This window comes from Pseudomonas sp. UBA6315 (assembly GCF_002438125.1).
Classification (GTDB): Bacteria; Pseudomonadota; Gammaproteobacteria; order Pseudomonadales; family Pseudomonadaceae; genus Aquipseudomonas; species Aquipseudomonas faucium.
In genome coordinates this window covers 1-26,849 of sequence record NZ_DJTF01000157.1, presented here as the reverse complement: position 1 = coordinate 26,849, position 26,849 = coordinate 1, and the positions used below count along the sequence as shown (strand labels likewise).

The window sequence follows — 26,849 nt, the reverse complement described above, 5'->3', positions numbered from 1 at the left end:
TCAAGTCACCCACAAGGCAACATGCCCGCGGTTGTTGCCATAGCAGTTCCAGGCGTCGTTGGCATAGGCGTACAGGTACCCCGAGCGCTTGGGCGTATAGGTACAGCCTTGGCCGATCTCGAACACCTCCGGCTTGATCAGGTAGCCTTTGGCGTCCACCCCATCGCCGTTGGTGATCGCCCCGATCAGGCTGAACCAGTTGAACTGTTCATGGCGCTTGGTGAAGTTGAAGTTGGCGTCGTTGTTCCTGAACAGCTTGCTGTACCAGGTTTCCATCTGGCCGAGCGCGCTGCCCACCAGGTGGGCGACTTCCGCCGGCTGGAAATTGCCGTCGTGGGTACCCCCCGGGCCGCAGCTGACCGAACTGTCCAGCCATTCCCCGGTGGCGCGCAGATGGTAGGTGCGGCCGGCCTCCAGCCACAGGCCCGTTTCATTCCACGGCAGGCGGGCGGAGATGTCGATCACCAGCGGGGGAGAGGGCGCGAGCAGGCGAGCCTGGCGGTAGGGGTGCTGGGTGATGGGCGGGTCGTCCTGGCGGTCGAGGGCGGTTTGATGGAACTGCGCGGTTTGCGTCTTGAGGTCGGGGATGCTGCGCGGCTGCGTCGGCAGCAGGCCGAAAACGCCGTCGCAGGAGTCGTGCATCATGTCGTGGTAGTCCGGGCGAATCTGCTTGAGGGTCATCTGGTTGAACGCCAGGCCGCATTGCTCGGCTTGCTCGATCATCCATTGCAGCGCGCCATCGGCCAACCCGCTTTCCCGATAGCCACCGCCCACATCGCAATGCACACCAGGGAACCACAACTGCTGCACATCGCAGCCGGCGGGTACGTCGGTCCACAGGGTGGGCTGGAAGGAGGCACGGCGTTCATCCATCGCCAGGGCATGCCGGCCGGTTCTGACCGAGCGGTGGAAGGCGGTGTCGTGGAAGGTGTAGCGGTTGCGGTCGTCGAGCAGGTTGAGCAATGCCATGTCGTCGGGGATGCCCAGTGCGCCAACGGTATCCCACACGCCGATGAAGCGCAGGGCAATGCTGGCGCCCTTGGCGTTATGGAAGGCCCAGCCCAGCTTGTCCCAGTCGTCGCGGTCTTCCAGCTTGCGCCGGTAGCCGAGTTTCATCAGCCGGTCGAGGCGCTGCCAGACCTCGGCGGCCTCCAGGTCGGCAATTTTCAGCAAGCCGCAGCTGTTGATCAGCCCACTGAGGCTGCGCACGGTGTAGGCACCGCGGCTGAAGCCGAACAGGTAGATGTCCATGCCCGGCTCATAGCAGTAGCACAGCTTCTGGTAGGCGCTCTTGATGTTGTCGTCCAGCCCCGAGCCTGTGCCGCCGCCGAGCGCCTTGTCCCACCACTTGCCGGAGGTGCCGACGCCTGGGTGGTAGTACTTTTCCTGGTGGACACCGGTGGCGTCCTGGTCTGCCACGGCGTTATGCAGCCTGACCACGTTGGTGGGGGCCGGCACGCCCTTGTCGAGTTGCTCGGGGGTGTTCCAGGTGCCGTCGCAGCAAATCACTAGGTTGGCCATGATCGCGTGCTCCTTTGGTGTTGACGTCGTGATGACCCCGCTTGGCTTGCGTACTCAGAACTTCGCGTAGTTCAGCGCATCGACCAGGGCCGAGCCGCCGATGCCGGTGAGCGACAGCAGCAGGGCGCGCACCACCGGCTCGTCGGCATAGCGGGAGAACGCCCCGGTGTTGAGCGCCACGATGCGTTCGCGCAGCAGGCGGAACTTGGCCGACAGTGTCTCGTTGCCGGCGATTTCCAGCAGGTACTGGTCGATGCGCTGCAGGCCGAGGGTCCTGGCCTTTTCCGCGGCGCGGCGCAGGGACAGCGCCGAATACAGCAGGATCAGCCCGGTCAGGGTGAAGGTGATGATCATCCCCGGCGGGGTTGGCCAGTTGTCGAAGTAGCTGCTGCGCGAAATGATCAGGATCAGCAGCACCACGGTCGGGGCGTAGATCAGGCGGCTGACGGCGGCGGTGCGCTTGGCGATCAAGGTCAGGCCGAACCACTCGTCGATGCTGGCGTGGGCAGCCTTGGGCACCGGGTCGAGGACATCGCCGTACAGCGCCTTCTGCTCGCGTTGCAGCGCTTGCGGCCATTCCCACTGTTCTTCGCTGAGCCGGCGGATGAAGCGGATCAGCAACCGGTTGGCGTCCACTACCCAGAACACCAGCAGGTTGAAAGCCAGCAACGGCGGCAGCCAGCTCCAGTGGCGCAGGGTCAGGTTGCCGCGCATCGGGTCGCCATCCATGGGCCATAGCACATAGAGCAGGCTGGTCAGTACCACGAAGATCCAGGAGGTGAGCATCGCCCGCAGCAGCCTGGCGCCGAAGCTGCCGCAGATGCGGTGGTCACGCCAGTAGGCCAGCAGTTGCCCGGCGTCCTGGGGGTCGCGAGGGGCGTGCGGCGACAGCGGCAGGAACACATCATTGAGCCAGCCGCCGAAGGCCTCGGCGAGCTGCTTCATGGGCCGTAACTTGCCATCCTTGAAGGGCTGAAGCTGGCGCCACAGACCGACCGCGTGATCATCACCATTGGGGCTGCTCAAGTGGTACTTGCGCTCGATTTCCTGATGGTTCAGGCGCAGGTTGCGTGCGCCCCAGGCCAGGGCGGCAAGCGAAATGATCACGGCGAGCACGCGCAGGGCAATGGTCGGCCAGGCACTGATGCCCTCGAACAGGAACATCGGCTCGCCCAGGCCGCCTTCGGTCAGATCCTCGCGTTGCTGGTAGGCGCGTAGCAGCACCAGGACGAAAAACACCAGGGGTACCAGCACGTACCAGGCGCTGGCGTCGAACAAGCCACGCGCCGGCGGCCGGTCGCCGCTGCTCTCGCTTCTGTCCAGATCGCGGCGGTTCAGGCCCGAGGCGATCAGGCCGATCAGGATCAGGCCGAAGGTCACCCACAGCAACTCGACCCGCCAGGTGCGCGTGGCGATCCAGGCAGTGAGGGCCGCCACGCCATAGAGTGCCGAGGGCACCCAGACACTGAAGCCCTTGCGGCTTTCACGGTGGTTGCCGCTGCGCCAACTCAGCAGCAGGCCAAGGGTGACCAGCACCAGGGCCAGGGGGCCGGCGAGGAAGAACGACTGGATGCCATGCAGGCGGAATTTGAGGGCTTCGGAAGGCTCCGGGTAGATAGGCGGCGAAGGGTCCTGCAGGCAGCGCAGGGCCATGATGTCCTGCGGGCGGATGTAGGTGCCCTGGCCCGAGCGATTGTTGATCGGTGCGCAATCGGGGGAGCGCCGTTTGGTCAGGCTGCTCTCCAGCGGTATGAAGCCGCTGATGCCCACTTCGTAGATGCTCGGGGAGAGGATGCCGGCCTTGGAATAATCGAACTTCCAGCGCTTGGCGTCGAAGGGTTCGGGGGCCAGTGCGGCCAGTACCGCGACGAACACCGCGCTTTGCTGGCTGTCGCGAAACGGTGGCATCTCCTGCTGCAGGGCGCGGGTCAGGGTCAGGCCGTAGGGCGATGCCAGCACCAGGTTGCGCGTGACCTGGGCTTGGCCGCGCTGGAGCATGCGCGCATCCAGTTCGGTGGAAAAATACAGCTTGTTCGGCATGCGGCTCTTGAGCGCCTGCAGCACCAGCAGCTTGTCGTAGGTGTCCAGGCCCAGCACCCCGATGGCGCCGATGCCGCTTTGGCCTGCGTCGCGGTAGGCCTCGTCCTGCAGCATGATGTGGTCGGCCAGGCGCCGCAGGTAATCGAGCTGGGAGTTGCCGTCGGACTTTTCCAGCGGGCTGAGGTCGACGCTGCGGGGGTCTTTATCGGGTTTCTGCTCGGTCTTGGCGATGCTGTCTTCCGGCAGCCGCCCGTCCAGGCCGCGCAGGTAGCTGTAGCGCAGCACCCAGGGGTCGACCCGGGCGGCGTCCAGGGGCGGCAAGGCCGGGCGCTCGCCGATCCTGTTGCGGAAGCTTTCGATCAGCGCGCGGCTGTAGAAGCTGTCCCATTCGGAGATCAGCGCGATGCGATTGGCGCTGCGCCACTCGGCGCCCGGGAAGCAGCGGCTTTCTTCCTGCGGCGTGGCGCACTGGGCCCCGGCCGTTGGGTCGACATGGCGCAGCTTCAGTTCTTCGAGCAGCAGGCGGGCCAGGGTGGTGTCGTCGCTGACCGTGCGTATCAGTGGCAGGCCTTTGAACGAAGGGTCCGGCTTTTGGCCCCGGGTGTCGAAGTCGCCTAACAACAGTTTCTTGTCGGCCGTGGCCAAGGGGGAATAGATTTCGATACCCGGGGGGATTTCTGCCACGGGTTTTCGTGTGGAGCCAGCGACTTCACCTTTTTCGGTGAGCCCGTAGCGAGCCTGGGCTTCTCGCTGATACAGGCTGCGCAGCATCGTCGAGTCGGCAGGCCCGATGACCTTCAGTGTGTAGCTCGACATGCTGCTCGACAGCGTGTCTCTGAGACGGCTCAGTTGGCCCAGCGGATCCTCCTTTATCGCATCCTGCTTGAGCCACAACAGCCTGACGCGGGCTGTCGGTGGCTGTTCTTCGTCGTTGGTCGGGTCAGGGACCAGAGGGTCGGCGACGAAGTCCTCGTAGGGCACGTCCAGCGTCGGTTCATTGATCGGCGCTCGGACTTCTTGCAGTGTCATTCTTTGCGTTTCGGGGAGGCTCAGCGCATCCAGAGGAATGGCCAGGCAGCGAATATGTTGCTCATCATCGGGTACCAGGCGAGCGCCTTTCAAACCGGCCAGGATGGCATAGCGCATGCGGCGGCGAAGCTCGACCGCTTCGGCGTAGGCGCCATCTTCCACCAGGGCCACGATCAGTTGCGCATCACCCTTGGGTTGAGCACTGGTGCACGGCGCTGTCGCGGGTGAGAGGTTCAAGTCCTTGGTGCGCTTGCGGTACCGCTCCAGCGCATCGAAAGGGTCCTGCCACAGGCGTGCTTCGATCGGCATCTGCGGCTGGAACTGCGCACCCTCCGGGCGCGTTTCCATGAAGGGCGCGCGGGTCAGGGCAAACGCGGAAACGACAAGGCTCAGTATCAATGCACTGCCAGGCAGCCACACGGCATAGTTGCCTGTTGAATCCTTGTTTGCGTCCATGGTGCATCACCGGATCAGGTCGCCCTTTGCACAGGTGCGGGACCGGATCCAGGAGCCACGAACTACGGGGGCTTGCACTACGTCGATGGGGTCGAACGTGCAGAGCGGCGAGCATTGGACTTTGTATACCCATTGGGCAAGTTGAATTGTAGAGAAACCCGGCGGGGCGGCAAGTTATCGGCTTGCTTTCGGATGTTCGGTACTGGGCAGTGCAAGATCACTTCGTTGCCTGGCCTGGCCTCATCGCCGGCAAGCCGGCTCCCACAGGTGTGGGCTGCCCCAATAAGTTGGACAGCTATGTGGGAGCCGGCTTGCCGGCGATGAGGCCCGCCGCAGCGACCTGCTCAAAGCCCCTAGCGCTTGGCCATGGCCGCCAGCGCAGCCTTCGCCTCGTCGCTGTTGAGCCGCTCGATGAACAGCAACCCCTCCTTGGCCACCGTCGCCGCCAGCTCTTCGCGGTGCGCATCCTTGAGCAAGCGCTTGCTGATGCGCAGCGCCTCGGCCGGCAGTTGCTGCAGGCGGCGCGCCAGCTTCACGGCCCCAGCCTGGCACTGAGCGCCATCGTCGAACAACCCGGTGGCCAACCCCCAGTTCAGCGCCTGCTCGCCATCGATCAACTGGCTGCACAGCAGCAACTGCGCTGCCCGCGCGTGCCCCAGCAGCCTTGGCAGCAACAGGCTCGCGCCAAATTCCGGGCACACGCCCAACGGCACGAACGGGGTGCGCAGCTTGGCGTCGCGGCTCACCAACACCTGGTCGCAATGCAGCAGCAGGGTGGTGCCGATGCCGATTGCAGGGCCTGCGACTGCGGCGATCAGCGGCTTATCCAGGGCCAGCACCGCCCACATCATGCGAAACACCGGGCTCTGCAGGTCGGTTGGCGGCTGGTCGAGGAAGTCCGGCAGGTCGTTGCCGGCGGTGAAGCACTCGGCGCTGCCGGTGAGCACGATCACCTCCACGGCGGGGTCGCTGTTGGCGGCCTCGAACAGCTCGGCCAGGCGCGTATACATGGCGTTGGTCAGGGCATTGAGCTTGTCCGGGCGGTTCAGGCGCAGGGTCAAAAGGCCTTCGTCGAGATGGTGCTGGATCAGGTCGGTCATCAGGAGCCTCTGTTGTTCTTGTCGTGGATGCTGAAGCAGGTGTCGCCGGAGTATCGCGTTTTACGCGACTTACTGTACAGTCGTTCAACTGGACTAGCCGAGCTCGAGGACGACAGATGACCCAGGAAGCCCGCTTCAGCCGCATGCTGCCCGAACTGCGCAAGGCCAATCTGGTCGAGGCCACTTTGGCTTGCCTTAAGCGCCATGGCTTCCAGGGCGCCTCGATCCGCAAGATCTCCGCCGAGGCCGGTGTGTCGGTGGGGCTGATCAGCCACCACTATTCGGGCAAGGACGAGCTGGTTGCCGAGGCCTACATGGCGGTCACCGGGCGGGTCATGCAACTGCTGCGCGAGGCCATGGCCCAGGTGGCGCCCAACGCCCGCGAACGGCTGTCGGCATTCTTCCGCGGCTCGTTCAGTGCCGAGCTGCTCGACCCGCAGCTGCTCGACGCCTGGCTGGCGTTCTGGGGTGCGGTGAAGACCGCCGAAGCGATCAACCAGGTGCACGACCACTCCTATGGCGAATACCGCCGCGAGCTGCGCACCTTGCTCAGTGAGCTGGCGCGGGAGGAGGGCTGGGCGCAGTTCGACGCCGACCTTGCCGCCATCAGCCTCAGCGCGCTGCTCGACGGCCTGTGGCTGGAGTCGGGGCTGAACCCGGGCACCTTCACCCCGGCCCAGGGCGTGCAGATCTGCGAGGCCTGGGTCGATGGCCTGCAGGCCGGTGGTCGGCAACGCTTCACCACCTCCATAGAGGCCTGTTGATCGGCCGTTCAGCAGTCGCTAGTCTTGGCCCACTCTAATAAGAAACGCGCCTTCGGGCGACTCAGGACCCTACGCAATGACCTCTCGCGTACTGATCGTCGACGACGATCCGCTGATTCGTGACTTGCTCCAGGCCTACCTCGCCCAGGAAGGCTACGTCGTGCACTGCGCCGCCACCGCCGAGCAGGCCGAAACGCTGCTGGCCGAGCAGCCGGTGGAACTGGTGATGCTGGACATCCGCCTGCCCGGCAAGGACGGCCTGACCCTGACCCGCGAGCTGCGGGTGCGCTCGGAAGTGGGGATCATCCTGATCACCGGGCGCAACGACGAGATCGACCGCATCGTCGGCCTGGAATGCGGCGCCGACGACTACGTCAGCAAACCGCTCAACCCCCGCGAGCTGGTGTCGCGCGCCAAGAACCTGATCCGCCGCGTGCGCCACGCCCAGGGCACGCGCCCGGCCGCGCCGGCCAATGCCTCGCTCAAGCAGTTCGGCGACTGGTCGCTGGACTGCGACCGCCGCCGCCTGGTCGATGCGCAAGGCGGCGAAACGCTGCTGACCCACGGCGAATTCCAGCTGCTCAGCGTGTTCCTGCGCAACAGTGGCCATACCCTGAGCCGCGACCAGCTGATGGACCAGATCCGCAACCGCGAGTGGGTGCCCAACGACCGTTCCATCGACGTGCTGGTCGGCCGCTTGCGGCGCAAGCTGCACGACGACCCGGCCGAGCCTGAACTGATCATCACCATCCACGGCGCCGGCTACCTGTTCACCGCCAGCGTGGCGGCGTGAGCCGCTACCTGCTCGGCCTGCTGGCGCTGCTGGCAAGTGCAGCGCTGCAGGCCGGCGAAAGCATTCGCTACTGCGACTACCCGGTCTACCCGCCGGTGTCCTGGAGCGACGGCAGGCAGCCGCGCGGCCTGGCGCCGACGGTCGTGCGCGAGCTGTTCGGGCGGCTGGGCTACCAGGTCGAAATGGTGGTGCTGGGCAACTGGCAGCGCTGCCTGCTCGATGCCGCCGAAGGGCGGGTGGATGTGGTGCTGGCCTACACCTCCGAGCAGCGCGCCCAGACCATGCTGTTTTCCCAGGTGCCGGTGCTGCGCGAGGAGGTGGCGGTGTTCGCCAACCGCCAGCGGCCGCTGAAGTTCGACAAGCTCGAAGACCTGGCCCATTACCGCGGCGGGCTGCTGTTCGGCGAGAGCTACGGCCCCGAGTTCGACCGTTTCGTGGCGCAGCACCAGAACATCGAATGGGTGTCGGACAGCGGGCAGAATTTCGGCAAGCTGATGCGCGGGCGCATCGATTTCGTGATCCAGGAGCGGCGCACCGGCCAGCTGTTCGTCGAGCACCTGGCCGGCGCCCGCGACATCGTCGCGCTGCCCCCGGCGCTCAGCGTCGATTACCTGCGCGTGGCGGTGTCGCGCCGTTCGCCGCTGAGCAGGCGCATGGCCGAGATCGACCAGCAACTGCAGCAGATGACCGATGCCGGCGAGCTCGAGCGCTGGCTGCACGAGAGCGAGGTCACCTACCGCGACATGGTCAGCCAGCCATGAGCCGCCTGCAACCGGGGGGCCTGCTACGCCGGCTGCTGCTGTTCATCCTGCTGTTCAGCCTGTGTTTCACGGTGCTGGCCAGCAGCGTGCAGCTGTATTTCGAATACCGCCGCGAGATGCGCGAGATCGATGCGCGCATGGCGCTGATCCGTGCCGGTTACCTGGAGAGCCTGGAGCGCAGCCTGTGGGACCTGAACCAGGAGCAGCTCAACGTGCAGCTGCGCGGGCTGGTGGATTTCTCCGACGTGGCACGGGTGCGCCTGAACAGCCCCGACTTCACCTTGCAGCAGGGAGATGCGGCGCCGCAGGGGCCGCTGCGGGTCGAGCGCTTCGCCTTGGATTACCAGCCGCCTTCAGGCCCGGTGCGCCACCTGGGCGAGCTGGAAGTGAGCATCGACCTGGGCGCGGTGCATCGACGCCTGTTCGCCACGGGGCTGACCAGCCTGCTGTGGATGAGCGTGTTCCTCTGCGGCCTGGCCCTGGCGCTGTCCGGGTTGTTCTACCGCCTGGTCACCCGCCACCTGCAGGTGATGGCCGACTTTGCCCGGCGCATTGGGGCCGGCCAGTGGCACGAGCCCCTGCGCCTGCGCAAGCGCCGCTCGCCACACCCGGACGAGATCGACAGCGTGGCGCTGGCGCTGGATGACATGCGCCGGGCGATTCTCAGTGACATCGAGCGCCGCGAGCGCGACCGCCTGGCCCTGCAGGGCAAGCGTGACGAGCTGCAGAAGCAGGTCGAGCGCCGCACCGCGAGCCTGATGCGTGCCAAGGACGACGCCGAGGCCGCCAACCTTGCCAAGTCGCGCTTCCTGGCCACCATGAGCCATGAATTGCGCACGCCTTTGAACGGCATCCTCGGCATGGCCGAGCTGCTGCGCGGCGCCGGGCTGGCGGCGCAGGACCGCACCCGCCTGGAGGCGCTGTACAAGGCCGGCGAAGGGCTGCTGGGCATCCTCAACGAAGTGCTGTACTTCGCCCGCCTCGAAGAAGGCGAAAGCCGCCCGGAGGCCGTGGCGTTTTCCCTGCGCCAGCTGTGTGACGAGGTGCTGACCCTGCTCGAGCCCCGTGCGCTGGCCAACGACAGCCTGGTGCTGTGCCGCATCGACCCGCAGCTGGCCGGCCACCAGCATGGCGCCGAGCAGTACCTGCGCCAGGTGCTGAGCAACCTGCTGGCCAATGCCATCAAGTTCACCGAGGGCGGCGAGATCCTGGTCGAGGTCCAGGTGCTGCGCCAGGCGCCCGGTCGCCAGCAGCTGCGGGTGAGCGTCACCGACGATGGCATCGGCATCTGCGAGGCGATGCAGCCGAAGATCTTCGACCGCTTCGTCCAGGCCAGCGAGGCCGTGGCCCGGCGCTACGGCGGCACCGGTTTGGGCCTGGCCATCAGCAAGCACCTGGTCGAGCAGATGGGCGGGCAGATTGGCGTGCGCAGCCGCGAAGGGCAGGGCAGCTGCTTCTGGTTCGAGCTTGAGCTCGAAACGGGGCAAGGGCTGCAGGCCGTGGCCGATACGGCTGCCAACGTGGCGCCGCTGGACATCCTGGTGGTGGAAGACGTGGCCTTGAACCGCGACGTGGTGCGCGGGCTGCTGGAGCGTGACGGGCACCGGGTGTGGCTGGCCGAGGATGCCGAGCAGGGCTTGCAGCTGTGCGCCCAGCGGCGCTTCGACCTGCTGCTGCTGGATGTGCACCTGCCGGGCAGCAGTGGCGTGGAGCTGTGCCGGCAGGTACGCGCTGGCGCCACGCCCAACCGCGCCACGCGCATCCTGGCGCTGACCGCCAGCGTCCAGCCGGGGCTGGTGCGCGCCTACCTGGATGCCGGCATGCAAGGCGTGCTGGGCAAGCCGCTGAAGCTGGCCAACCTGCGCCTGGCCCTGGCCGGGCAGGGCCAGGCGCAGCAGCCTGCAACCTCTGCCTGGCTCGACCACGCACTGCTCGGCACGCACCGCACGCTGCTGGGCGAGCAGAAGCTGCAGGGCCTGCTGGCCGGTTTGCGCGACGCCCTGGCGCAACACCGCCAGCCGTTGCTCGAAGCGGTGGAGGCGGGGGACTGCACCGAGGTCATGCACCTGGCCCATCGCCTGGCCGGCAGCTGCGATTCCCTGGGCTTGTGCGGCCTGGCAGCGAGCTTGCGGCAACTGGAAGAAAGCGCCCTGGCACGCGACAAGGCCGCTGTGCGGGCCATGGCCGGGGCGCTGCGCGAGCAGCTCTTGCGCGCCGAAGACAGCCTGGCGCAACTGCTGGCGGCCTGAGACAAAAACCTTACGACTTTTTACATCTTCGATCTTTACGATCAACCGCGCCTTACATCGCTTTCCAATAATCGGCTCAACCGCGGCACGCGGTCTTCGACGCTTATTGGAGATAATAATAATGAAAGGCCGTAAAGCTGAAGGTATCCACCTCACACGGGCATTGAAGAGCCGGCACATCTTCATGCTCTCGCTCGGTGGCGTGATCGGCACCGGGCTGTTCATGGGCTCGGGCGTGACCATCAACCAGGGCGGGCCGGTGGGCGCGATCCTGGCCTACCTGGTGGCCGGTTTCCTGATGTACCTGGTCATGGTCTGCCTGGGCGAGTTGTCGGTGCAGATGCCGGTGTCCGGCTCGTTCCAGGCCCATGCGACGAAATTCATCGGCCCGGCCACGGGCTTTATGATCGGCTGGGTGTACTGGATGAGCTGGGCCACCACCGTGGGCCTGGAGTTCACCGCTGCCGGCATGCTGATGGAGCGCTGGTTCCCCGGGGTGCCGATCTGGTACTGGTCGGCGCTGTTCGTCGCCGTGCTGTTCGGCATCAACGCCCTGGCCACCCGCGCCTTTGGCGAGGCGGAGTACTGGTTTGCCGGCATCAAGGTGGCGGCGATCCTGGGCTTCATCATCGTCGGCGTGCTGGTGATCTTCGGCGCGATCCCGCTGACCAGCGGGGCGCCGGCGCCGATGATGAGCAACCTGATCGGCGAGTCGCTGTTCCCCAATGGCCTGTCGGCCGTGTTCGCGGTGATGATGACCGTGGTCTACGCCTTCCAGGGTTGCGAGATCATGGGCGTGGCGGCGGGCGAGACCGACCAGCCGGAAAAAAGCATCCCGCGCGCGGTGCGCAACGTGGTGTTCCGCGTGCTGATCTTCTATGTGCTGGCGATCGTGGTGCTGTCGGCGATCGTGCCGTGGCAGCAGGCCGGGCTGATGGAAAGCCCGTTCGTGCAGGTGTTCGACATGGTCGGCATTCCTTTTGCCGCGGACCTGATGAACTTCGTGATCCTCACCGCGATTCTCTCGGTGGGCAACTCCGGCCTCTATGCCTCCACCCGCATCCTCTGGGCCATGTCCAAGACCGGCATGGCGCCCCGCAGCCTGTCGCCGCTGAGCAGCCGCGGCGTGCCGCTGCGGGCGCTGTTCATCACCCTGTGCTTTGCGCTGGTGTCGCTGATGACCAGCTTCGTCGCCGCCGACACCTTGTTCATGGTGCTGATGGCGGTGAGCGGGATGTCGGGCACGGTGACCTGGATCGTGATTGCCCTGGCGCAGTACCGCTTCCGCCAGCAGTTCCTGCGTGATGGCGGGCAGTTGAGTGAGCTGAAGTACCGGGCTCCGCTGTATCCGCTGGTGCCGTTGCTGTGCATTACCCTGTGCAGTTCGCTGTTCGTGTTTCTGGCGATGGATGAGACCCAGCGGCCTTCGCTGTACTGGGGCTTTGGGTTTATTGCGCTGTGTTATGCGGCGTACTTCGTGGTGCAGCGTAAGCGCCAGGGGGTAGGGTTGGAGCCGGATATGCCGGTGGCGTGAAGCGAATGAACGCGGCCTGAGGGCCGCGTTTTTTGTTGGAGCGGGGCTCAGGGTCTACGCAGCTTGCTTGGTTTCATTGAGGAAAAGAGTGAAGTAAGCGTTCTCCAGTGTGCTGTGCTGAGTGGTGTGGAGTTGGTTTTGTTAATTTGTCCCAAGGCTTCTATTGTTTTTTGTTCGATAGCGGTTGCCGGTCTGTTTAAATGGATGCTCAGAGGGTCAGTTTCGAAATTGAGTATTTCGTAGTTGTAAGTTCTAAGTGTTTTCACTGGGTCGCTCTGTAGAATTCGGGTGCGGCCATCGCCGAGTAGGATTTCTTGTTTCGAAAAGCTCCGGCGCCCTATTGAAGTTGGTTTCGGAAGAAAGCTTTTTGGGGCGGGTACCATATTGATTTTTCATCATGACTCCTGGTTTTGTGATTGCCCAGTATTTGCGGGTGTCTAGAGGTTTAGGGGTTTGAGAAGCGTGTGTCAATTGTTTGAATGAAGGGGGTAGGTTTTTAAGTTGTTTAGTCGAAGTTCTTTTTTGTGGGAATGCGCCTCAGTAATTTCCTACGTAGGGATAGTGCTGTGTCGTTGACTATGATTTTTAGGGTGTTCGTGCAGGAAGTATCTGTGTTAAGTGTAGGAAAAATCATTCATCTGACCCAGGATTTTCTTGGTTTTGTGAGGTGCGGGGTTCGCAAGCTATGGATGATGAGTCGATGTTGAATGGCAGAGGACGCAGAATGAGTGTTTCGATATGTGTGCAGGTGATTTCGTCAACTCCGGAATTGATTTCCGAGCGCCGCGATTAATCAAAAGAGACATTCACCACTCCGGCAGCATTGCATCCGGCTCGGCTCTATCGCCGGCTCTCACACGGGTATTCTCATAGTCACTGTGAGGTGCAACCGAATAGACCTGCAGCAGTGCCAAGAAGCTAAAAGGAGAGCACGCTCATTTTTTCGCTTCCGCAGCTAGGCGGATGGACTGTAATTTTCGAAGCTCGGCCTAAATTGAGGCTCCGGGGAGCTACTGCCGTCGGGATAGTAGTAAAGGGTTCGATTGCCTTCGCGCTTTACCTTCGGTCCCACGGAGCGCGCAATAAAAGCAGAATGCAGGACGGGTTCGAAATATACCTTTCGTGCCTGCGTTGCCTGGTATTTGCTATATATATGGCCATCTCCGGTCAAGCTCACACTTTTCTCGTAGCCCCCGATAAAGCTTTCGTGCGTCCAAGGGTAGTAGTCGTTGCGCATAATCAGATCGCCTTCAACTTTTCTATCCGCGCCGCCGCGCCCCGAATCATTGTGATCAAAAATAACGACTATCCCACCGCCTGCGCCGTAAACAACGCCATCGCCAAACTGGGTGGGATCTTTATACATCACACCGAAGGTGACATTGCTCAGGCGCCATTGACACGCACCGCCACCGTCTATTGCCAACTTAGTTTCATACAGATCGGTCAGCCCCTGACGCACAGGTTGAATGTTTGTGCTTTTGTACCCTTCACGCTTATAAGGCACTCCGCTGGCTGTATAGTCAGTAAACGTGCATAGCTTCGATCGATACATGACTTGCATGACCTCTGCAATAAGTTCTTCAGGTACTTTGACAGTCACGGTAATGTGCTCTCCATCCACTGCCGGGTTAAGACTTCTGTCGGTGGTGCAACCTGCAAGATTTAGGATCAGTATCAGAAACCCTATAGACAGTGCCAGGTTCATTTTTGCACCTCGGCAGCCAGGCGTATGGCTTGCATTTTTCGAAAGTTTGGCTTGAATTGAGGCTCTGGAGTGCTACTTCCGTCAGGGTAGAAGTAAATTGTTCGATTGCCTTCGCGCTTTACCGTTGGGCCCACAGAGCGCGCCATATAACCAGAATGGAGGACGGGTTCGAAATACACACTTCGCGCCTGTAGTGCTTTGTATCTGACATATATTTGACCTTCTCCAGTCAAGCTAATGCTTTTTTCATATCCTCCGATAAAGCGTTCATGCATCCAGGGGTAGTAGTCATTCTTTAATGTCAAATCGCCCTCAATCTTTTTATACACGCCAGCGCGACCTGGATTATTCTCATCAAACATAACAACGATACCTCCTCCCGCGCCGTAAACCACTCCATCGCCAAACTGGGTAGGATCTTTATACATGACACCAAAGGTGACGTTGCTCAAGCGCCACTGACAAGCCCCGCCGCCGTCCACCGCCAAGTTGGCTTCATATAGATCAGCCTGCCCCCTACGCATAGGCTGTACATCAGTTCGTTTGTACCCATCACGTTGATAAGGCACGCCACTCGCCGTATGGTCAGTAAACGTGCACAGCTTCGATCGATACATGACATGCCAGACTATGGCCACATATAAAGAGTTTTCTATCCAGTGAGCTTTCAGGAATTATTTCTATTAATTCTTTGCGGTAGATTTTTCTAGCAACTTCAAACCCGTTACGGAAGCCTAGGTGTACGCGGCCTCGTGCCGTTAAATCAGGGCAGGGTACGCTTGGTGCACAACTTGATGGAGATTTTGGTTTAACTGGACGGAAGGCCAAGTCGGTAATTAAATCGTCAATGCCATCCGTTTCGGTACCGCGCCAAGCCACCAATACCTGAGTTGAACTGATCGCGTAAAATAGCTGGGTATGACCTTCCGCTGACTCAGCTTGGTCAGTGTCCAGTGATTTATTATTCGTATAGCGATCACTAAACGGAACATCTGTCACCAAGCACGGCCAAGCTTGGCCGTTGTCCCATACTCGGGGCGTGCGTGATAGATCCGTGCACTGCAATTCAAAAAACTCCAGCACGGAGCCTCTCTCCATAAGGTGTGATTTACTGTAAGACAAGATACTCATCAAACCTAAGTTGTAAGCGTTCGCCAGGCTGTAATCACGCTGATGGTGAAGCACTAGAGACCATGCACGTAACGGACATACCTCCAGCACATGACGGCGGTTCAAGTCCTCGTAGCAAACGCTAAATCCTTCATAGTCCGGATCCGGGAAGTGGAAAGCCGGCGGTGAATCCGGATTCGCCAGCGGAGGGTCGAAATTAGGCAACTGATCGCACAGTTGCCCAATACGCAGGTAGTGGTAACCATGTCCTGCCGCCTGCGCCTCGTCTTCAATCGGTGAAAACCCTGAACGCTGAGGCCCATGCAGCGGTGTAGGGTTGCCAATTCCAGGCCGTGCAGGCTCGGGTCTTTCAGCACGCAGGCGCCTTGTCGACAATTGCTCAGCCAAGGGGTCGGCCGACAACTTCAGGCTGATGCGAATCGGATGCAGACCTTCCAGGCGAATCACGCCTTGGGCATCGCTTACCCCGGTATATACAGGTGCGCAGGCGGCGCGCGTGGCGTCATTTTCGGCGCGATAGGGTATGTTCACCAGCGGTTCGCCCCGTTCGTCGAGTAGCTGAAACTCCAGCCAGTGTGTTTTCTGTTTGCCACAAATAACCACTTTGCTCGAGCCCAGCGTGTCCGTGCGATGAAGGAATTCATTCATAAATTTATTATCTATTCCAAGGCGTTGTTTTTAAGCGCAGGGTGAAGTTTTAAGTGCGTCGCCAAAGGGTGGGGTTATGGCGAAATTGAATGCTCGATCACGTACTTTCGAGAGAAGATTCTCATTCCATGAAGGAAGTGTGCTGTTCCGCTGAGGTGATAATCAGGACGACTATCAGGGGTGCGCAGAACTATCAAAGCCAATGAATGCGCCGAGCACGGTACGTTGAGGCTCAATCTGCGGGGCTGGCAACACCAGTAGGCGCACATCGGCGCCGAGCTTACTTTGAGTGCTGTCGAAGACGGGTTTGTACAGGCTGGGGTCAACGATGCCCTGGGCATTTTTCAAAACTCCACTGTAATGAAGTTTTGAACTTGGCGCACATTTTCTGAACAGGCCAGCCTTCCGGGGGAATATAGATGTTTCCTACATTTAGCTGAAATTTCTCCTACAAATATTTACATGATCTGGGCGGGCCCCTTCGCGGGGCAAACCCGCTCCCACAGGCAGGGCGCTCATGGGCAGTTGTACAAAGTTGTAACAGCGCCCGCCGACGCATCGCTGAATCGCAAAATAAATCCATATAAAACAATGAGATAAATAGATTTTTCAGCGGTTACACGCCAACCACCCCGCCAATTGCCTCCTTACTGAACACTCGTTTAGCATGAGCCTCAGGTCTTACCCCCAATCACAATAATTCGAGGCCCGTCATGACCGCTCCGTCGTCCCTACTCACGCAGGTTGAAGCCGGCGTCGCCTGGATCACCCTGAACCGCCCCGAGCAGCGCAATGCGCTGGATATCCCCACCCTGAAGACGCTGCACGCCACCCTCGAGGCGTACAACAGCGACCCGGCCGTGCGCGTGGTGGTGCTGACCGGCAGCGGCCGCAGCTTCTGCGCCGGCGCCGACCTTGCCGAATGGGCCGAGGCCGAAGCCCGTGGCGCCCTGGAAACCTATGGCTGGACCGAAACCGCCCACGCCCTGATGCAGTGCCTGCACAACCTGGGCAAACCCACCATCGCCGCCATCAACGGCACCGCCGTCGGCGCCGGCATGGACCTGTCGCTGTGCTGCGACCTGCGCCTGGCCGCCCAGTCGGCGCGCTTCAAGGCCGGCTACACCAGCATGGCCTACTCGCCGGACGCCGGCGCCAGCTGGCACTTGCCGCGCCTGATCGGCAGCGAGCAGGCCAAGCGCCTGCTGTTCCTCGACGAGCTCTGGGGCGCCGAGCGCGCACTGGCCGCCGGCCTGGTCGGTGAAGTGGTCGCCGACGAGCAGTTGCCCGGCGCCACCGCCGAGCTTGCCGCACGCCTGGCCCAAGGGCCGACCTTCGCCTTCACCCAGACCAAACGGCTGATCCGCGAGGGCGCCGCGCGCAGCCTCGGCGAACAGCTCAGCGCAGAGCTCGCCGCCGGTCTGCTCTGCGGGCGCAGCGACGATGGCGCCGAAGCCTTGCGCGCGGCCACCGAAAAACGCGCACCACGCTTCACCGGCAAGTAAGCACTCACTCATTCCCCGGTTACCCAGGAACAGGCCATGAATTTCCAACTGACCCAAGAACAAGAAATGTTGGTGGATGCCGTACGCAGCTTCGTCGCCAAGGAGCTGTTGCCCCATGAAGAAGCCGTGGACCGCGCCGATGAAGTGTCCCCGGAGCTCGCCGCGCAAATCCGTGGCAAGGCCATCGCCGCCGGCTTCTATGCCTTCAACATGCCCGAAGAGGTCGGTGGCGGCGGCCTCGACTACCTGTCCCAGGCACTGATCGAGCGCGAGCTGTCGAAAGTCTCCTGGGCCCTGCACGTGTTCGTCGCACGGCCGTCGAAAATCCTCATGGCCTGCACCGGCCAGCAGGTCGAGGACTACCTGCTGCCGTGCATCCGCGGCGAGAAGACCGACTGCTTCGCCCTGACCGAACCGGGCGCAGGCTCCGATGCCAACTCGATCAAGACCCGCGCCGTGCGCGAAGGCGACGACTTCGTCATCAACGGCAGCAAGCACTTCATCAGCCATGCCGGGCACGCCGATTTCGCCATCGTCTTCGCCGTCACCGACACCTACGAGCACAACGGCAAGAAGCGCAACGCCGTCACCGCCTTGCTGGTCGACCGCGGCACCCCGGGCATGACCATCCGCCGCGGCCCCAAATGCGTGAGCAACCGCGGCTACCACACCTACGAGCTGTTCTTCGACGACTGCAAGGTGCCGGCCAGCAAGGTGCTCGGCGAAGTCGGCAAGGGCTGGGAGGTGGCCAACGCCTGGCTCACCGCAGGCCGGGTGATGGTCGCCGCCAACTGCGTCGGCCAGGCCCAGCGCGCGCTGGATGCGTCGCTGCAATGGGCGGCCGACCGCAAGCAGTTCGGCCAGCCGATCGGCACCTACCAGGGTGTGTCGTTCAAGCTCGCCGACATGGCCACGCAGATTCGCGCCGCCGAACTGCTGACCCTGCACACCGCCTGGAAGATGGACCAGGGCAGCATGACCGACGGCGAGGCCGGCATGGCCAAGCTGTTCGCCAGCGAAGTGCTGGGCAAGGTCGCCGACGAGGCGGTACAGATCTACGGCGGCATGGGCCTGATGGACGAAGGCCCGGTCGAGCGCATCTGGCGCAACGCGCGGATCGAGCGGATCTGGGAAGGCACCTCGGAGATCCAGCGGCACATCATCTCCCGCGAACTGCTGCGCCCGCTGCTGCGCTGACCGGAGAATCGCCATGTCGCAACCCATTCGTGACAACCTCAAACGCCTGCTGGCACCCCGGCACCTGGCCTTCATCGGCGGGCGCAGCATGGCCCGCGCGCTCAAGCGCTGCGCCGACGGCGGCTACGCCGGCCAGATGTGGCTGGTGAACCCGCAGCACGCCAGCATCGACGGCGTGCCGTGCGTGGGCAGCGTGGCCGAGCTGCCTTGCGCGCCGGATGCGGTGTTCATCGCCACCAACCGCGAACTGACCCTGGCCTGTGTCGGCGAACTCGCCGCCAAAGGCGCGGGCGGGGCAATCTGCTACGCCTCGGGCTTCGCCGAAAGCGGCGCCCAGGGCCAGGCCCTGCAACAGCAGCTGCTCGCCGCCGCCGGCGACATGGCGCTGCTCGGGCCCAACTGCTACGGCCTGCTCGACTACCTGCACAGTGCGGCCCTGTGGCCCGTGGCCCACGGCGGCAAGGCCGTGGAGAAGGGCGTTGCAGTGCTGACCCAGAGCGGCAACTTTGCCTACAACCTGTCGATGAGCGACCGCTCGCTGCCGGTGGCCTACATGGCCTCGGTCGGCAACCAGGCGCAGCTGGGCATCGCCGAACTGATGGACGTGTTGCTCGACGAGCCGCGCGTCACCGCCATCGGCCTGCACCTGGAAGGCCTGAAGAACGTGCCAGGCTTCGCCCGCGCCGCCCACAAGGCCTTGGAGAAGGGCATCCCGATCATCGCGCTGAAGACCGGCGTGTCGCAGATCGGCGCCGAGCTTGCGCTGAGCCACACCAGCTCGCTGTCCGGCTCCGATGCCCTGTACGACAGCCTGTTCGAACGCCTGGGGGTGATCCGCGTCAGCGGCCCGGTGAGCTTCGTCGAAACCCTCAAGGCCGCCGCCTGCGGCAACCTGCCCAAGGGCGACAGCCTGATTGCGCTGGCCTGCTCGGGCGGCGATGCCGGGCTGATCGCCGACTACTCGGAAAGCAACCACCTGCGCCTGCCGGCCCTGGACGGCAGCCAGGTCGAGGAACTGGCCCAGGTGCTGCCGGCCTACGCCAACCTGGTCAACCCACTGGACTTCACCACCGCGATCTGGGGCGACGGCCCGGCCAAGCAACGCATGCTCGACAGCGCCCTGCGCAGCGACGCCGACGCGGCGATGCTGGTGCTGGACTACCCGGCCGAATTCACTGGCGAGCGCAAGGAATGCGACCTGCTGCTGGAACTGTACTGCGCAGCGCTCCAGCGCCATGGCAAGACCGGCTTCGTTACCTCGGCCTTCCCCGAACTGCTGCCGGCCAGCGCCCGCGAGCGCTTGCATGCTGCCGGCGTGCCGGCGCTGCAAGGGGTGGAGGATGGCCTGGCCGCCTGGGGCCGCGTGGCCCGCTACGCGCAGCAGCGCCAGGCCTTGCTGGCCCTGGGCGAGTCGGCGCTGGTGCCGCTGTGCCCGCAGGCGCTTGCAGGTGACGGCAAGCTGCTCAACGAATGGGAATCGAAACAGGCCCTGCGCGGCTTCGGCCTGCCGGTTCCGGAGGGCGTGCTGAGCAGCCCGCAGCACGCCCTCGCCGATGCCCGCAAGGTCGGTTTCCCGCTGGTGCTCAAAGCGGTCAGCGCGCAGTTGCCGCACAAGACCGAGGCCGGCGCCGTGGCGCTGAACCTGGGTGACGAGGCTGCCCTCGGCGCCGCCCTGGGGCAGATGCGCGCACGCATCGGCGCCTACGCCCCGGGCGTCGGCTTCGACCAGGTGCTGCTCGAGCCCATGGCCGGCGCGCCCTTGGCCGAGCTGATCGTCGGCATCAAGCGCGAGGCGGACTTCGGCCTGGCGCTGGTGATCGGTGCGGGCGGCATCCTCGTCGAGCTGCTCAAGGACAGCAAGAGTCTGCTGCTGCCGACCACCGACGGCGCCATCCGCAACGCCGTGCTCGGCCTGCGCAGCGCGGCCTTGCTGCAGGGCTTTCGTGGCAAGCCTGCGGCCGACCTGGACGCCCTGGTCAGCGCCATCCGCGCGGTGGCCGACTACGCCTGCGAAAACGCCAGCCAGCTCCTGGAGCTGGATGTGAACCCATTGATGGTCGGTGCCAGCGGCACCACCGCGGTCGATGCCTTGATCCGTCTCGGCCAGGTGCAAGGACATGAACATGACTAACCCCACATTGACGGGCGGCCAGGCGCTGGTGCGCCTGCTGGCCAACTACGGCGTCGACACCGTGTTCGGCATCCCCGGCGTGCACACCCTGGAGCTCTACCGTGGCCTGCCCGGCAGCGGCATCCGCCACGTGCTCACCCGCCACGAGCAGGGCGCAGGCTTCATGGCCGATGGTTATGCGCGGGTCAGTGGCAAGCCGGGGGTGTGTTTCATCATCACCGGCCCCGGCGTGACCAACGCGGCCACCGCCATCGGCCAGGCCTATGCCGACTCGATCCCGATGCTGGTGATCTCCAGCGTCAACCACACCGCGAGCCTGGGTAAAGGCTGGGGCTGCCTGCACGAAACCCAGGACCAGCGCGCCATGACCGCGCCGATCACCGCCTTCTCGGCCGTGGCCCTGAAGGCCGAGGACCTGCCCGAGCTGGTCGCCCGTGCCTACGCCGTGTTCGACAGCGAACGCCCGCGCCCGGTGCACATCTCGGTGCCGCTGGACGTGCTGGCAGCGCCGGTGGCGCGGGACTGGAGCCATGAAGTGGTGCGCCGCCCCGGTCGCGGCCCGGCCAATACCGAGAGCCTGGAGCTGGCTGCCAGCAAGCTGGCGGCGGCCAAGCGCCCGATGATCATCGCCGGCGGTGGCGCGTTGCAGGCGGCTGCCGAATTGCAGTTGTTGAGCAAGCGCCTGGCCGCGCCGTTCTTCACCAGCGTCGCCGGCAAAGGGCTGGCGCCACTGGACTCGCCACTCAATGCCGGCTCCACCCTGTGCGTGGAGCCGGGCTGGGAATTGATCGCCGAGGCCGATGTGGTGCTGGCGGTCGGCACCGAGATGGCCGACACCGACTTCTGGCGCGAGCGTTTGCCGCTGAACGGCGAGTTGCTGCGGGTGGACATCGACCCGCGCAAGTTCAACGACTTCTACCCCTGCGCGGTGGCGTTGCAGGGCGATGCCAAGCAGACCGTGGCAGCGCTGCTCGAGCACCTGCCCGACTCCTCGCGCGATGCCACCCAGGCCAGTGCCGCCGTGGCGCGCCTGCGCAGTGCGGTGAAGGCGAGCCACGGCCCGTTGCAGTCGATCCACCAGGCGATCCTCGCGCGCATTGCGGCAGCGCTGCCGGACAATGCCTTCATCAGCACCGACATGACCCAGCTGGCCTACACCGGCAACTACGTGTTCAACAGCCGCGCGCCGCGCAGCTGGCTGCACCCGACCGGCTACGGCACCCTCGGCTACGGCCTGCCGGCCGGTATCGGCGGGATGTTCGGCAGCGACGACCGCCCGGGCCTGGTGCTGGTGGGCGACGGCGGCTTCCTCTACACCGCGCAGGAGCTGGCCACCGCCGTCGAGGAGCTGGACCGCCCGCTGGTGGTGCTGCTGTGGAACAACGACGCGCTCGGCCAGATCCGCGACGACATGCTCAACCTGGACATCGAGCCCATCGGCGTGCTGCCGCGCAACCCGGACTTCGCAGGCCTGGCCCGCGCATTCGGCTGCACGGTGGCCCAGCCGCAGAGCCTCGACGAACTGCAACGGGACTTGCGCGGCGGCTTCGCCCGCAACGGCGTGACCCTGATCGAGCTCAAGCACGCCTGCGCGCGCTGAGCCCATCCCGCACAACAGGATATTAGCCATGCGTTTTTCTTCTTTGACCCAACGTATCGCCGGCGACGGCGCGGCTGCCTGGGAGATCCACTACCGCGCCCTGGCCATGCTCGAACAGGGCCGCGACGTGCTGTTGCTGTCGGTCGGCGACCCAGACTTCGACACCCCGGCGCCGATCGTCCAGGCGGCGGTGGACAGCCTGCAGGCCGGCCACACCCACTACGCCGACGTGCGCGGCAAGCGCAGCCTGCGCGAGGCCATCGCCCGCCGCCATCAGCAGCGCAGCGGCCAGGCGGTGACGGCCGACCAGGTGACGGTGCTGGCCGGCGCCCAGTGCGCGCTGTTCTGCGTGGCGCAGTGCGTGCTGGAGCCGGGCGATGAGGTGATCGTCGCCGAGCCGATGTACGTCACCTACGAGGCGGTGTTCGGTGCCTGCGGCGCCAAGGTGGTGCCGGTGCCGGTGCGCTCGGAGCATGGTTTTCGCGTGCAGGCCGAAGACGTTGCCGCGCGCATCACCCCGCGCACCCGCGCCCTGGCGCTGAACAGCCCGCACAACCCCTCCGGCGCCAGCCTGCCGCGCAGCACCTGGGAGGCGCTGGCCGAGCTGTGCATCGCCCATGACCTGTGGCTGATCAGCGACGAGGTGTACAGCGAGCTGCTGTTCGACGGCGAGCACATCAGCCCGGCCAGCCTGCCGGGCATGGCCGAGCGCACGGCGACGCTCAACAGCCTGTCCAAGTCGCACGCCATGACTGGCTGGCGGGTCGGCTGGGTGGTCGGCTCGCCGGCCCTGGCCGGGCACCTGGAAAACCTGGCGCTGTGCATGCTCTACGGCTCGCCCGACTTCATCCAGGACGCCGCAGTGGCTGCGCTGGAGCAGCCGTTGCCGGAGCTCGAAGCCATGCGCGAGGCCTATCGCCAGCGCCGCGACCTGGTGTGCGCAAGCCTTGCCGATTGCCCGGGCGTGCGCGCGCTCAAGCCCGATGGCGGGATGTTCGTGATGGTCGATATCCGCGAGACCGGGCTCAGCGCCCAGGACTTCTGCAACCGCCTGCTCGACTTGCATGGTGTGTCGGTGCTCGCCGGCGAGGCCTTCGGCCCGAGCGCGGCGGGGCATATCCGCCTGGGCCTGGTGCTCGCGGCCGCGCCGCTGCGCGAGGCCTGTCGGCGCATCGCCCTGTGCGCCCGTGAGCTGATGGAGGCGCAGCGCCATGCGTGAATACACCCGCCTGTACATCGATGGGCGCTGGCAACAGCCGGCGGGGCAGGGCATGGCCGAGGTGATCGACCCGGCCAGCGAGGCGGTCGCCGGCAAGGTGCCGCTGGGTAACGAAGCGGATGTGGAGCGCGCGGTCGCGGCGGCGCGCCGGGCCTTTGCCGGCTGGTCGGGCACGCCGTCCAGCGTGCGCGCCGGGTTCATTCGCGCCCTGGTTGACCAGCTCAAGGCCCGTGCCGACGAGATGGCCGCCGTGATCACTAGCGAACTGGGCATGCCGGTGCAGTGGTGCCGGCCGGTGCAGGTCGACGGGCCGATCGTCGGCCTTGAGCAGTACATCGAACTGGCGGGGTTGATGGATGAGGTCCGCGAGGTCGGCAACTCGTTGGTGTACCGCGAGGCGGTGGGCGTGTGCGCCTTCATCAACCCCTGGAACTACCCGCTGCACCAGTTGATCGGCAAGCTGGCGCCGGCCTTGGCCGCCGGGTGCACGGTGGTGGTCAAGCCGAGCCAGGAAACCCCGCTGCATGCGTTCGTGCTGGCCGAGATGATCGAGGCCATCGGGCTGCCGGCCGGGGTGTTCAACCTGGTCAGCGGGCCGGGGTCGAAGGTGGGCGAGGCAGTGGCCCGGCACCCGCAGGTGGACATGGTCTCGTTCACCGGCTCCACCGGTGCGGGCGTGCGGGTGGCGCAGGCGGCGGCGCCGTCGGTGAAGCGCGTGTGCCTGGAGCTGGGCGGCAAGTCGCCGCTGCTGATCACCGCCGATGCGGACCTTGAAGCCGCGGTGCGCTATGGCGTGCAGGATGTGATGATCAACTCGGGGCAGACCTGTACGGCGCTGACCCGCATGCTGTTGCCGGCGTCGCACTATGCCCAGGCGCTGGAGATTGCCGTGGACGAGGCCCGTGGGCTGGTGATGGGTGACCCGCAGGATGCGCGCAGTTTCCTTGGGCCGATGTGTTCGGCGGCGCAGCGGCGCACGGTGCAGGAATACATCCGCATTGGCCTTGAAGAAGGTGCGCGGCTGCTGTGTGGCGGTGAGACGGCGCCGGGCCTGGAGCGCGGGTTCTACGTGCCGCCGACGATCTTTGCCGATGTCGACAACCGCATGCGTATCGCCCAGGAGGAAATCTTCGGGCCGGTGCTGTGCTTGATCCCTTATGCCGACGAAGCCGAGGCAGTCGCCCTGGCCAATGATTCACCGTTCGGGCTGTCCAGCGCCGTCTGGGCGGGTAGCCACGACAAGGCGTTGCAGCTTGCGCGCCAGCTGCGGGCGGGGCAGTGCTTCGTCAATGGCGGGGCGTTCAACTACCAGGCGCCGTTTGGCGGGTACAAGCAATCGGGCAATGGCCGCGAGTGGGGCGAGGAGGGGCTGGGCGAGTTCGTCGAGACCAAGGCCGTTCAGTTCTAGTAACGCCGTGGTGCCTCACCGGCCTCATCGCTGGCAAGCCAGCTCCCACAGGTCCTCCACAGCGCCTGAGCCCTGTGCAGTACCCTGTGGGAGCCGGCTTGCCGGCGATGAGGCCGGCACCGGCTCACGCCAGGCGGCTCTGCTCCTTCGGCGTATCAAAGGCCACAAACAGCTGATCCGCCGTGATCGCCCCCAGGTCCAGGCGCATGTTCTGCTCCAGCATGGCAAACAGCCGGGTAAACACCTCGTACACCTTGCAGTGATCCTCGAGCCCGGCAAACGGGTTGTCGATCTTCTCGGCGATCAGCGAGCTTTCCTGCACTGCGTCATACACCTCGCGCAGGGTGATCTCCCGCGGCGCACGGGCGAGGGTCACGCCGCCCTGGGCGCCGCGAAACGAGGTCAGGATGTTGGCCTTGACCATCTGCGACACCAGCCCGCGCACGCGGGTAGGGTGCACCTTCACCCATTTGGCGATGGTTTCGGTGCGCAGCTTCTGCGGCGCATTGGCGGCCACGAACGAGAGAATGTACGAAGCAGTGATGAGTCGGGTCGACTGGCTCATGGAGGTAATGGCTCCCTGCGAAAACCGCAATGTTACAGCATCGAAAAGCCCGTCATCGGGCCCTGGAAAAGCGCTTGTCGTGCCGCTAATGTATTTGTTACGGTAACAATTACAAATTATACACAGCTTCTACGCACTCCGCTTTGACCGAACAACAATTCCTTGCGGTTCAACAGGGGCAAATGCCATGAGCGATAACAACAACAAGAGTCCTCTCGTCATTCCCGAAGGCGGCCTGCCGCGCCGGGACTTCCTCAAGTACAGCGCCGCTGCCGCGGCCATCGCCGGGGCATTCTCCCTCGGCCTGCCATTCAACAGCTTTGCCGAAGAGGCCACGCCCAAACCAGGCGGCACCCTGCGCCTGGGCCTTGCCGGGGGCAGCACCACCGACTCGAAAGACCCAGGCTCCTGGGTCGACACCTTCACCTTCGTCGGCTTTTCGGCGGTGTACAACACCCTCAGCGAAATCGCCGTGGACGGCACGGCCATCCCGGAACTGGCCGAGCGCTGGGAGTCGAGCCCGGACGCGAAAGTCTGGACCTTCACCCTGCGCCAGGGTGTGACCTTCCACAACGGCAAAACCCTTGTCGCCGACGATGTGGTCGCCTCGATCCAGCACCACCTGGGCGACAACTCCACCTCCGCAGCCAAGACCGTGCTCGGCGATGTCGCCAAGGTGTCGGCCAGCGCCCCCGACACCGTGGTGTTCGAGCTGCATTCGGGCAACGCGGACTTTGCCTACGTGGTCGCCGACTACCACCTGGTGATCATGCCCGCCAAGGACGGCCTGGCCGACTGGCAGGCCGGCGTCGGCACCGGCGGCTACCGCATCAAGGGCTTCGAGCCGGGCGTGCGCATGGACCTTGAGCGCAGCCCCGACTACTGGAAGCCGGGCAGGGCGCATTTCGCCAGCGCCGAGCTGATTGCCATCGCCGACGGCGCGGCGCGGGTCAACGCCCTGGTCACCGGCAAGGTCGATGTGATCAACAAGGTCGACCTCAAGACCGTGGCCCTGCTCAAGCGCAACCCCAAGCTTGTGATCGAGGAAACCAAGGGCGCCCAGCACTACACCTTCCCGATGCTCTGCGACAGCCAGCAGTTTCGCGACAACAACGTGCGCATGGCGCTCAAGCACGCGGTCAACCGCGAAACGCTGCTGGCCTCGGTGCTCTACGGCTATGGCCAGGTCGGCAACGACCACCCGCTGCAGCCGGCCAACCGCTTCATCAACCCGGCCCTGGAGCAGCGCGTCTACGACCCGGACAAGGCCCGCTTCTACCTGCGCCAGGCCGGCATGGACAGCCTCAAGGTGCGCCTGCAGGCCTCCGACGCCGCCTACAGCGGCGCGGTGGACGCCTCGGTGCTGTTCAAGGAGCAGGCGCGCCAGGCCGGCATCGACATCGACGTGGTGCGCGAGCCGGCCGACGGCTTCTTCTCCAACGTGTGGATGAAACAACCCTTCACCACCTCGTTCTGGTACTCCAGCCTCA

19 protein-coding genes are annotated in these 26,849 nt (G+C 64.3%); 12 read left to right on the top strand and 7 right to left on the bottom strand.

What is annotated here, in order from left to right:
* From B3E94_RS18240 to B3E94_RS18230, 3 genes are all read right to left on the bottom strand, one after another.
* Nucleotides 1-1,521: a DUF2235 domain-containing protein gene (locus B3E94_RS18240; RefSeq protein WP_286914574.1), complete on the bottom strand. Its 1,521-nt coding sequence runs from the start codon at nt 1,519-1,521 to the stop codon at nt 1-3.
* A 54-nt stretch (nt 1,522-1,575) separates the two neighbouring features.
* Complete coding sequence (locus B3E94_RS18235; RefSeq protein WP_286914573.1) at nt 1,576-5,046, bottom strand: hypothetical protein; 3,471 nt, start codon at nt 5,044-5,046, stop codon at nt 1,576-1,578.
* Nucleotides 5,047-5,399: 353 nt separating this feature from the next.
* The gene (locus B3E94_RS18230; protein ID WP_286914572.1) at nt 5,400-6,146 is read right to left on the bottom strand and encodes an enoyl-CoA hydratase-related protein; all 747 of its coding nucleotides are present in this window, start codon (nt 6,144-6,146) and stop codon (nt 5,400-5,402) included.
* A 116-nt stretch (nt 6,147-6,262) separates the two neighbouring features.
* Between B3E94_RS18230 and B3E94_RS18225 the strand changes: the two genes are divergently transcribed.
* From B3E94_RS18225 to B3E94_RS18205, 5 genes are all read left to right on the top strand, one after another.
* The gene (locus B3E94_RS18225) at nt 6,263-6,910 is read left to right on the top strand and encodes a TetR family transcriptional regulator C-terminal domain-containing protein (protein ID WP_286914570.1); all 648 of its coding nucleotides are present in this window, start codon (nt 6,263-6,265) and stop codon (nt 6,908-6,910) included.
* 76 nt (nt 6,911-6,986) lie between these two features.
* The gene (locus tag B3E94_RS18220) at nt 6,987-7,703 is read left to right on the top strand and encodes a response regulator (RefSeq protein WP_176517693.1); all 717 of its coding nucleotides are present in this window, start codon (nt 6,987-6,989) and stop codon (nt 7,701-7,703) included.
* Nucleotides 7,700-8,464 carry a substrate-binding periplasmic protein gene (locus B3E94_RS18215; protein ID WP_286914569.1) on the top strand — a complete coding sequence of 255 codons (765 nt, stop codon included), beginning with the start codon at nt 7,700-7,702 and terminating at the stop codon, nt 8,462-8,464. The genes B3E94_RS18220 and B3E94_RS18215 overlap by 4 nt, the downstream gene beginning before the upstream one ends.
* The gene (locus tag B3E94_RS18210; RefSeq protein ID WP_286914568.1) at nt 8,461-10,713 is read left to right on the top strand and encodes an ATP-binding protein; all 2,253 of its coding nucleotides are present in this window, start codon (nt 8,461-8,463) and stop codon (nt 10,711-10,713) included. Before B3E94_RS18215 ends, B3E94_RS18210 begins: the two co-directional genes overlap by 4 nt.
* A gap of 121 nt (nt 10,714-10,834) precedes the next feature.
* Nucleotides 10,835-12,247: an amino acid permease gene (locus tag B3E94_RS18205; RefSeq protein ID WP_286914567.1), complete on the top strand. Its 1,413-nt coding sequence runs from the start codon at nt 10,835-10,837 to the stop codon at nt 12,245-12,247.
* A 955-nt stretch (nt 12,248-13,202) separates the two neighbouring features.
* Here the strand turns inward: B3E94_RS18205 and B3E94_RS18200 are convergent.
* Genes B3E94_RS18200 through B3E94_RS18190 form a run of 3 tightly spaced genes read right to left on the bottom strand, consistent with a single transcriptional unit; the run spans nt 13,203 to nt 15,734 of the window.
* Nucleotides 13,203-13,955: a hypothetical protein gene (locus tag B3E94_RS18200; protein WP_286914565.1), complete on the bottom strand. Its 753-nt coding sequence runs from the start codon at nt 13,953-13,955 to the stop codon at nt 13,203-13,205.
* Nucleotides 13,952-14,524: a hypothetical protein gene (locus tag B3E94_RS18195; RefSeq protein ID WP_286914564.1), complete on the bottom strand. Its 573-nt coding sequence runs from the start codon at nt 14,522-14,524 to the stop codon at nt 13,952-13,954. The genes B3E94_RS18200 and B3E94_RS18195 overlap by 4 nt, the downstream gene beginning before the upstream one ends.
* A gap of 16 nt (nt 14,525-14,540) precedes the next feature.
* A complete protein-coding gene (locus tag B3E94_RS18190; RefSeq protein ID WP_286914563.1) occupies nt 14,541-15,734 on the bottom strand; it encodes a lipase family protein in 1,194 nt (397 codons plus the stop codon).
* A gap of 713 nt (nt 15,735-16,447) precedes the next feature.
* Between B3E94_RS18190 and B3E94_RS18185 the strand changes: the two genes are divergently transcribed.
* The 6 genes from B3E94_RS18185 to B3E94_RS18160 are packed head-to-tail and all read left to right on the top strand — an operon-like array spanning nt 16,448 to nt 24,794.
* Nucleotides 16,448-17,239 carry an enoyl-CoA hydratase/isomerase family protein gene (locus B3E94_RS18185; RefSeq protein ID WP_286914562.1) on the top strand — a complete coding sequence of 264 codons (792 nt, stop codon included), beginning with the start codon at nt 16,448-16,450 and terminating at the stop codon, nt 17,237-17,239.
* Between the two features lie 36 nt (nt 17,240-17,275).
* A complete protein-coding gene (locus tag B3E94_RS18180; RefSeq protein ID WP_176517700.1) occupies nt 17,276-18,436 on the top strand; it encodes an acyl-CoA dehydrogenase family protein in 1,161 nt (386 codons plus the stop codon).
* Nucleotides 18,437-18,449: 13 nt separating this feature from the next.
* Nucleotides 18,450-20,567: an acetate--CoA ligase family protein gene (locus B3E94_RS18175; protein ID WP_286914560.1), complete on the top strand. Its 2,118-nt coding sequence runs from the start codon at nt 18,450-18,452 to the stop codon at nt 20,565-20,567.
* On the top strand, nt 20,560-22,167 hold the full coding sequence (locus tag B3E94_RS18170) for a 5-guanidino-2-oxopentanoate decarboxylase (protein ID WP_286914559.1): 1,608 nt from the start codon (nt 20,560-20,562) through the stop codon (nt 22,165-22,167). The genes B3E94_RS18175 and B3E94_RS18170 overlap by 8 nt, the downstream gene beginning before the upstream one ends.
* Nucleotides 22,168-22,195: 28 nt before the next feature.
* Nucleotides 22,196-23,386 (top strand): pyridoxal phosphate-dependent aminotransferase, encoded by a 1,191-nt coding sequence (locus tag B3E94_RS18165; protein WP_176517703.1) that lies wholly within the window; start codon nt 22,196-22,198, stop codon nt 23,384-23,386.
* Entirely contained in the window at nt 23,379-24,794 is a 1,416-nt protein-coding gene (locus B3E94_RS18160; protein ID WP_286914558.1) for an aldehyde dehydrogenase family protein, read from the top strand. Before B3E94_RS18165 ends, B3E94_RS18160 begins: the two co-directional genes overlap by 8 nt.
* Nucleotides 24,795-24,918: 124 nt before the next feature.
* Here the strand turns inward: B3E94_RS18160 and B3E94_RS18155 are convergent, their stop codons facing one another.
* Complete coding sequence (locus B3E94_RS18155) at nt 24,919-25,359, bottom strand: RrF2 family transcriptional regulator (protein ID WP_286914557.1); 441 nt, start codon at nt 25,357-25,359, stop codon at nt 24,919-24,921.
* A gap of 187 nt (nt 25,360-25,546) precedes the next feature.
* Here B3E94_RS18155 and B3E94_RS18150 point away from each other — a divergent pair.
* A partial coding sequence (locus B3E94_RS18150) for an ABC transporter substrate-binding protein (RefSeq protein WP_286914556.1) occupies nt 25,547-26,849 on the top strand: 1,303 nt, incomplete at its 3' end.

Bases quoted from the DNA above. Each gene is read 5' to 3' on its own strand.
- B3E94_RS18240 (WP_286914574.1), bottom strand. From the start codon at position 1,521: ATGGCCAACCTAGTGATTTGCTGCGACGGCACCTGGAACACCCCCGAG.
- B3E94_RS18235 (WP_286914573.1), bottom strand. From the start codon at position 5,046: ATGGACGCAAACAAGGATTCAACAGGCAACTATGCCGTGTGGCTGCCT.
- B3E94_RS18230 (WP_286914572.1), bottom strand. From the start codon at position 6,146: ATGACCGACCTGATCCAGCACCATCTCGACGAAGGCCTTTTGACCCTG.
- B3E94_RS18225 (WP_286914570.1), top strand. From the start codon at position 6,263: ATGACCCAGGAAGCCCGCTTCAGCCGCATGCTGCCCGAACTGCGCAAG.
- B3E94_RS18220 (WP_176517693.1), top strand. From the start codon at position 6,987: ATGACCTCTCGCGTACTGATCGTCGACGACGATCCGCTGATTCGTGAC.
- B3E94_RS18210 (WP_286914568.1), top strand. From the start codon at position 8,461: ATGAGCCGCCTGCAACCGGGGGGCCTGCTACGCCGGCTGCTGCTGTTC.
- B3E94_RS18205 (WP_286914567.1), top strand. From the start codon at position 10,835: ATGAAAGGCCGTAAAGCTGAAGGTATCCACCTCACACGGGCATTGAAG.
- B3E94_RS18200 (WP_286914565.1), bottom strand. From the start codon at position 13,955: ATGAACCTGGCACTGTCTATAGGGTTTCTGATACTGATCCTAAATCTT.
- B3E94_RS18190 (WP_286914563.1), bottom strand. From the start codon at position 15,734: ATGAATGAATTCCTTCATCGCACGGACACGCTGGGCTCGAGCAAAGTG.
- B3E94_RS18185 (WP_286914562.1), top strand. From the start codon at position 16,448: ATGACCGCTCCGTCGTCCCTACTCACGCAGGTTGAAGCCGGCGTCGCC.
- B3E94_RS18180 (WP_176517700.1), top strand. From the start codon at position 17,276: ATGAATTTCCAACTGACCCAAGAACAAGAAATGTTGGTGGATGCCGTA.
- B3E94_RS18175 (WP_286914560.1), top strand. From the start codon at position 18,450: ATGTCGCAACCCATTCGTGACAACCTCAAACGCCTGCTGGCACCCCGG.
- B3E94_RS18170 (WP_286914559.1), top strand. From the start codon at position 20,560: ATGACTAACCCCACATTGACGGGCGGCCAGGCGCTGGTGCGCCTGCTG.
- B3E94_RS18165 (WP_176517703.1), top strand. From the start codon at position 22,196: ATGCGTTTTTCTTCTTTGACCCAACGTATCGCCGGCGACGGCGCGGCT.
- B3E94_RS18160 (WP_286914558.1), top strand. From the start codon at position 23,379: ATGCGTGAATACACCCGCCTGTACATCGATGGGCGCTGGCAACAGCCG.
- B3E94_RS18155 (WP_286914557.1), bottom strand. From the start codon at position 25,359: ATGAGCCAGTCGACCCGACTCATCACTGCTTCGTACATTCTCTCGTTC.